Origin of the sequence: Streptomyces sp. NPDC051180, assembly GCF_040689545.1 — a bacterium.
In the GTDB taxonomy this organism is placed as follows: Bacteria; Actinomycetota; Actinomycetes; order Streptomycetales; family Streptomycetaceae; genus Streptomyces.
Genome location: NZ_JBFBBC010000023.1, coordinates 58,540 through 64,866, shown reverse-complemented (window position 1 = coordinate 64,866; position 6,327 = coordinate 58,540). Strand labels below are relative to the sequence as shown.

Annotated in this window: 6 protein-coding genes; 4 read left to right on the top strand and 2 right to left on the bottom strand. The window is 73.3% G+C overall.

The window, feature by feature from the left end:
• Positions 1-96: 96 nt before the first annotated feature.
• Positions 97-783, bottom strand: a complete 687-nt coding sequence (locus tag AB0424_RS29120; protein ID WP_366309561.1) for a PH domain-containing protein — start codon at positions 781-783, stop codon at positions 97-99.
• A gap of 280 nt (positions 784-1,063) precedes the next feature.
• Here AB0424_RS29120 and deoC point away from each other — a divergent pair, with 280 nt between their 5' ends.
• From deoC to AB0424_RS29100, 4 genes are all read left to right on the top strand, one after another.
• A complete protein-coding gene (gene deoC / locus AB0424_RS29115; RefSeq protein ID WP_026058305.1) occupies positions 1,064-2,023 on the top strand; it encodes a deoxyribose-phosphate aldolase in 960 nt (319 codons plus the stop codon).
• A gap of 5 nt (positions 2,024-2,028) precedes the next feature.
• Positions 2,029-3,465, top strand: a complete 1,437-nt coding sequence (locus tag AB0424_RS29110; RefSeq protein ID WP_366309560.1) for an aldehyde dehydrogenase family protein — start codon at positions 2,029-2,031, stop codon at positions 3,463-3,465.
• Complete coding sequence (locus AB0424_RS29105) at positions 3,458-4,354, top strand: aldehyde dehydrogenase family protein (RefSeq protein WP_366309559.1); 897 nt, start codon at positions 3,458-3,460, stop codon at positions 4,352-4,354. The genes AB0424_RS29110 and AB0424_RS29105 overlap by 8 nt, the downstream gene beginning before the upstream one ends.
• 175 nt (positions 4,355-4,529) lie before the next feature.
• Complete coding sequence (locus tag AB0424_RS29100) at positions 4,530-5,915, top strand: TerD family protein (RefSeq protein WP_366309558.1); 1,386 nt, start codon at positions 4,530-4,532, stop codon at positions 5,913-5,915.
• A gap of 9 nt (positions 5,916-5,924) precedes the next feature.
• Here the strand turns inward: AB0424_RS29100 and AB0424_RS29095 are convergent, their stop codons facing one another.
• Positions 5,925-6,323: a hypothetical protein gene (locus AB0424_RS29095; RefSeq protein ID WP_366309557.1), complete on the bottom strand. Its 399-nt coding sequence runs from the start codon at positions 6,321-6,323 to the stop codon at positions 5,925-5,927.
• Between the last annotated feature and the right edge of the window lie 4 nt (positions 6,324-6,327).

The following is a 6,327-nucleotide window of genomic DNA, read 5'->3' as shown; positions in this document are numbered from 1 at the left end:
GGCCGGACCGCCACCGCCCACGAACTGATCGACGCGCTCTGGGGAGAGGAGTCCCCCTCCCAGGCGCTCGCGGCCGTGCGGACCTACGCCTCGGGGTCAGCCCGTCGCGAGCAGGATCACGAGCAGCAGCAGTCCGGCGACCGCGGGGCCGACGATCTCGTACGCCCAGCGGACCTGCGGCTCGCCCTGCGAGCCGGGGTGGCCGGCGCGGGCCTCGGCGAGCTCGCGGAGGTCGGCGACGGTCTTGTCGCCGGAGGCGATCCGGGAGGCCGAGTCGCGCACGTCGGCGGTGACGGAGGTCCGGCCGTGCGGGTCGTCCTGCGAGGCACGGGCGGCCCGGCGGGCCGCCCGCTTCCGCTGGCGCAGCGAGACGGGGATCGCCCACAGCTGGTACGTGGCGCCGTCCTGGGTGAAGACCTCGCTGGAGTAGCCGGCGCGGACGTCGGCGACCGAGGCCCACGGGAGCGTGATCGACCGGAACGGGTTGCGGACGCGCAGCCGGTCCTCGTTGGCGTACACCGCCGGGCGGATCGTGAAGGCGATGATCAGCGGGACCGCGAGGAGCAGCCCCGCGAGCGCGACCCACGGGGTCCGGCCCTCGCCGCGGACGGCCGCGTCGACGCAGAACAGGCCCGCGAGGGCCAGCAGGAACACGCCACTGGCGATCCCGAGGGGCGAACGGAAGACACGGTCGGCGGCCGGCTTGTCGGCGGCCGGCTGTGCGGGGGTCGACTCGCGGCCGGGCTCGTGACTCGGCTCGGGGGTCGGGTCGGGGGTCGTCATGCCGCCGATTGTGCCTCAGCGCGCCGGTGGAGGCTCAGGCGGCCCGCGTGGCCACGAGGTCCGCGTACAGGATGATGCCGTCGGGGCGGTGGCCGTCCGATGATCTTGTATGAGGGGGCGGTCCGCTCCCTGCCACGGCCGTGTGACAGGGCTCACGGAGGCGGTGAACGGCCCCCGGGCCGACGGTCACCACGCCGGTCGGCGGCCTGTGACCTCGGGCTCCGCGAAGGGTGGCCCCTGTACAGGTCGCTACGCGCGTAGATATGCTCGACTGGTGACCATGCCCACCACTGCATCCGCAGCATCCGCATTCGCCGACGTGACCGCGTCCGACGGTGCGCTGCGCCGCTTCCTCCACGGGCTGCCCGGCGTCGACGCCGTCGGCCTGGAGGCGCGCGCCGCGTCCCTCGGCACCCGCTCGATCAAGACCACGGCCAAGGCATACGCCATCGACCTGGCCATTTCCATGATCGACCTGACGACGCTCGAAGGCGCGGACACCCCGGGCAAGGTCCGGGCGCTCGCCGCCAAGGCCGTCAACCCCGATCCGACCGACCGCACGACGCCGACGACCGCCGCGGTCTGCGTCTACCCCGACATGGTGGCCACCGCCAAGGCCGCCGTCGCGGGCACCGGCGTCAAGGTCGCCTCGGTCGCGACCGCCTTCCCGGCCGGGCGCGCGGCGCTCCCCGTGAAGCTCGCCGACACGGCCGACGCGATCGCCGCCGGCGCCGACGAGATCGACATGGTCATCGACCGTGGCGCCTTCCTCGCCGGCCACTACCTGAAGGTCTACGAGCAGATCGCCGCGATCAAGGCGGAGTGCGGCGACCGCGCCCGCCTCAAGGTGATCTTCGAGACCGGCGAGCTGTCCACGTACGACAACATCCGCCGCGCCTCCTGGCTCGGCATGATGGCCGGCGCGGACTTCATCAAGACCTCGACCGGCAAGGTCGCGGTCAACGCCACCCCCGCCAACACCCTCCTCATGCTGGAGGCCGTGCGCGACTTCCGCGCCCAGACCGGCGTGCAGATCGGTGTGAAGCCGGCCGGCGGCATCCGCAACACCAAGGAAGCGATCAAGTTCCTGGTTCTCGTCAACGAGACCGTGGGTGAGGACTGGCTGGACAACCACTGGTTCCGCTTCGGCGCCTCCAGCCTGCTCAACGACCTGCTGATGCAGCGCCAGAAGCTGGCGACCGGCCGTTACTCCGGCCCCGATTACGTGACGGTGGACTGATCAACATGGCATCTGCATTCGAGTACGCGCCGGCGCCGGAGTCCCGGTCCGTCGTCGACATCGCCCCCAGCTACGGCCTCTTCATCGACGGCGAGTTCGTCGAGGCGGCCGACGGCAAGGTCTTCAAGACCGTCTCCCCCTCCACCGAGGAGGTCCTCTCCGAGGTCGCCCAGGCGGGCGCCGAGGACGTGGACCGCGCGGTGAAGGCGGCGCGGAAGGCATTCGAGAAGTGGTCCGCGCTGCCCGGCTCCGAGCGCGCCAAGTACCTCTTCCGGATCGCCCGGATCATCCAGGAGCGCAGCCGCGAGCTGGCCGTCCTGGAGACCCTGGACAACGGCAAGCCGATCAAGGAGACCCGCGACGCGGACCTCCCCCTGGTCGCCGCGCACTTCTTCTACTACGCGGGCTGGGCCGACAAGCTCGACCACGCCGGCTACGGCGCGAACCCGCGCCCGCTGGGCGTGGCCGGCCAGGTCATCCCGTGGAACTTCCCGCTGCTGATGCTGGCGTGGAAGATCGCCCCGGCGCTCGCGACCGGCAACACGGTCGTCCTCAAGCCGGCCGAGACGACCCCGCTCTCCGCCCTGTTCTTCGCGGACATCTGCCGCCAGGCGGGCCTGCCGAAGGGCGTCGTCAACATCCTCCCCGGGTACGGGGAGACGGGCGCCGCGCTCGTCGGGCACCCGGACGTGAACAAGGTCGCCTTCACCGGCTCGACCGCCGTCGGCAAGGCCATCGCGCGCTCGGTCGCCGGCACCGACAAGAAGGTGACGCTGGAGCTGGGCGGCAAGGGCGCCAACATCGTCTTCGACGACGCCCCGATCGACCAGGCCGTCGAGGGCATCGTCAACGGCATCTTCTTCAACCAGGGCCAGGTCTGCTGCGCGGGCTCGCGCCTCCTCGTCCAGGAGTCGATCCAGGACGAGCTGCTCGACTCGCTCAAGCGCCGTCTGAACACCCTGCGCCTGGGCGACCCGCTCGACAAGAACACCGACATCGGCGCCATCAACTCCTCGGAGCAGCTGGCCCGCATCACGTCGCTGGTGGACCAGGGCGAGGCGGAGGGCGCCGAGCGCTGGACCGCCTCCTGCGAGATCCCGTCGGCCGGCTACTGGTTCGCCCCGACGCTCTTCACGAACGTCACGCAGGCGCACCGGATCGCCCGCGACGAGATCTTCGGCCCGGTCCTCTCGGTGCTGTCCTTCCGCACGCCGGACGAGGCCGTCGCGAAGGCCAACAACAGCCAGTACGGCCTGTCCGCCGGCATCTGGACGGAGAAGGGCTCCCGCATCCTGGCGGTCGCCTCCAAGCTCCGCGCGGGTGTCGTCTGGGCCAACACGTTCAACAAGTTCGACCCGACCTCGCCCTTCGGCGGTTACAAGGAGTCGGGCTTCGGCCGCGAGGGCGGCCGTCACGGTCTGGAGGCATACCTCGATGTCTGAGTCGGCGACGCGGCTGAGCGTCTTCAAGACCTACAAGCTGTACGTCGGGGGCAAGTTCCCCCGCTCCGAGAGCGGCCGGGTGTACGAGGTGACGGACTCGAAGGGCAAGTGGCTGGCGAACGTGCCACTCTCCTCCCGCAAGGACGCCCGTGACGCGGTCGTCGCCGCCCGCAAGGCGTTCGGCGGCTGGGCGGGCGCGACCGCGTACAACCGCGGCCAGATCCTCTACCGCGTCGCCGAGATGCTGGAGGGCCGCCGGGAGCAGTTCGTCCGCGAGGTCGCGGACGCGGAGGGCCTGTCGAAGTCGAAGGCGGCCGCGGTCGTCGACGCGGCGATCGACCGCTGGGTCTGGTACGCCGGCTGGACCGACAAGATCGCCCAGGTCGTCGGCGGCGCCAACCCGGTCGCCGGCCCGTACTTCAACCTCTCCTCCCCCGAGCCGACCGGTGTCGTCACGGTCGTCGCCCCGCAGGACTCGTCCTTCCTGGGCCTGGTGTCGGTGATCGCCCCGGTGATCGCGACGGGCAACACGGCCGTCGTCATCGCGAGCGAGAAGTCCCCGCTGCCGGCGCTGTCCCTGGGCGAGGTGCTCGCCACCTCCGACCTGCCCGGCGGTGTCGTCAACATCCTCTCCGGCAAGGCCGCCGAGATGGGCCCGCACCTCGCGGCCCACCAGGACGTCAACGCCATCGACCTCACCGGCGCGACCGAGGGAGACCTCGCCCGCGACCTGGAGATCGCGGCGGCGGACAACCTCAAGCGCGTCCTGCGTCCCCGGACCGAGGACTTCGCCGACTCCCCCGGCACGGACCGCATGACCGCCTTCCTGGAGACGAAGACGGTCTGGCACCCGACGGGCTCGCTGGGCGCGAGCGGCTCCTCGTACTGACGGCTCCGCGAACGGCCCCCGGGTGTGCGCACCCGGGGGCCGTTCGCCGTTCCCGCCCGCCCGCCCGCCCGCCCGCCCGCCGGGTCTTGCCCCACCGGCCCCGTCCGCCGCAAGATCCGGAGGGGACCGACGGTGTCGGTGACACGAGCGGAGAGGCCGGTACGTCATGGGGGACATGGGCAAGGGTGCCAACACCTTCGTCCCGACGGTGGCGCTGCGCGTCGCCGTCCGCGGGGGCGTCGACGTCGCGGCGCTGCTGCTGACGGAGCGGGGCCGGGTCAGGGGCGACGCGGACATCGTCTTCCACGGCGCCCCGGTCCATCCCTCGGGGGCCGTGCGGCTCGTCGGGGGCGAGGACGGCACGGTGTGGCTGGAGGCCGGCCTGACGGCGACCGAGGAGGAGGTCTCCCGCGTCCTGGTCGTCGCGTCGACGGAGGGCGGCGCCCTGCGGGACGCGGCCGGGCTGGCCGTGGAGGCGTTCGCGCCGGACGGCACCTCGGTCGCGCGCTACGCCGTGACCGACGCCGGCGGGGAGACCGCGATGGTCCTCGCGGAGCTGTACCGCCGCGCGGGCGGCTGGAAGTTCCGCGCGGTGGGGCAGGGCTATCCGGACGGCCTGGAGGGCCTCGCGGTCGACCACGGCGTCGACGTGGCCGCCGAGGGGCCCCCGGTGGCTCCCGTGCCCGTGGCGGCGCCCCCGTCGATGACGAAGGCCCCGGAGGCCGTGACACCGGCCGTCAGGCCCGCCCCGGCCCCGGCTCCCGCCCCGGCGCCGCCGGTGGCACCGGTTCCCGCCCCGTACCCCTTCCCGATCGAGGCGCCGGGGAAGACGGCCTCGGGACCCGCGCCCGACCCCTTCGGGGCGGCCGCCGCGCCCGGCGCCCCGGACTGGACGTTCGGCGGCCTGTTCGCGCCGCGGACGCGCAGCGGCCGGGGCAACGACGTGATCACCGTGGAGGACCTCCCGCCCGGCCCGGTGGTGGTCGAGCTGGCCGTCGACGGCGACGGGTACACGGGGCTGTGGCCGCTCACCCGCTTCAACAAGGAGGAGAGCAGCCTGATCAACAGCACGCAGGAGGACTTCCGGGGCCGGGTGCTCCCCGTGGTGCCGTCGAACGGCAGGCTGCGGCTGAAGCTGCGGGCGGACGGCCCCTGGGAGATGCGGATCCTGCCGCTGGCGGCCGCCCGGCGGCTGACCGAGGAGCCGCTGGAGTGCGAGGGGCCGGACGTCCTGCTGCACACCGGGGGCGCGGCGGACGCCGCCTTCCACTACCGGGGCAAGGACAACTTCATCGTCCACCTCTACGAGCTGGCGGACCACGACGACCCCGCCACGCTGCCGGAGCGCCGCCGCTCGGCCGTCAACGAGATCGGCCGGCGCCGGGAGACCTTCCCGCTGCCCGAGGGCCCGCTGATCGTCCATCTGCGGATGGCGGACGGGCCGTGGCGCGGGCGCCTGAAGGACGTCCAGCCGCACAGCGGGCGGTCCCCGCACGACTCCGGGCCGAGGCCGCCCCAGCCCCGCAGGGCCCAGGGCTGGCTCCGCCGGGGCCGCCGCTGAGCGTCGCCCCTAGGGCAGCAGCCCCTGGGTGAGCGGTCCGGCCACCGGGAGGTCGGCCACCGCTCCGCCCTTCGTGATGTGGTCGGTGACCAGGTTCGTGCCGATCGGCTTGAAGTCGGCGACCTGGGTGCCGAGGCCGTTGGCGAGCGGGTCGACGCCGGTGTTGGCCAGCGGGTCGAGCTGGAGCCGGGTGAGCGGGCCCACGCCGTGGGTGATGCCGGACAGTGCGCCCGTCCCGGCCGCGGCGGCGTCGGTCCGGCTCAGCGAGTCGACGGGCAGCGGCACCGGGGCGGCGGCCTGGGCCGCGGCGCCCGCTCCGACCAGCGCGGCGCCCGCCGCCGTGACCGTGAGCCCGGCCTTGAGCAGGGCGCTGCGGCGGGGGGTGCGGGGTTCTGCGTGACGCGCCATGACG

Excerpts from the sequence above, each read along its gene's own strand:
- AB0424_RS29120 (WP_366309561.1), bottom strand. The coding sequence starts at position 783 with ATGACGACCCCCGACCCGACCCCCGAGCCGAGTCACGAGCCCGGCCGC.
- deoC (WP_026058305.1), top strand. The coding sequence starts at position 1,064 with ATGCCCACCACTGCATCCGCAGCATCCGCATTCGCCGACGTGACCGCG.
- AB0424_RS29110 (WP_366309560.1), top strand. The coding sequence starts at position 2,029 with ATGGCATCTGCATTCGAGTACGCGCCGGCGCCGGAGTCCCGGTCCGTC.
- AB0424_RS29105 (WP_366309559.1), top strand. The coding sequence starts at position 3,458 with ATGTCTGAGTCGGCGACGCGGCTGAGCGTCTTCAAGACCTACAAGCTG.
- AB0424_RS29100 (WP_366309558.1), top strand. The coding sequence starts at position 4,530 with ATGGGCAAGGGTGCCAACACCTTCGTCCCGACGGTGGCGCTGCGCGTC.
- AB0424_RS29095 (WP_366309557.1), bottom strand. The coding sequence starts at position 6,323 with ATGGCGCGTCACGCAGAACCCCGCACCCCCCGCCGCAGCGCCCTGCTC.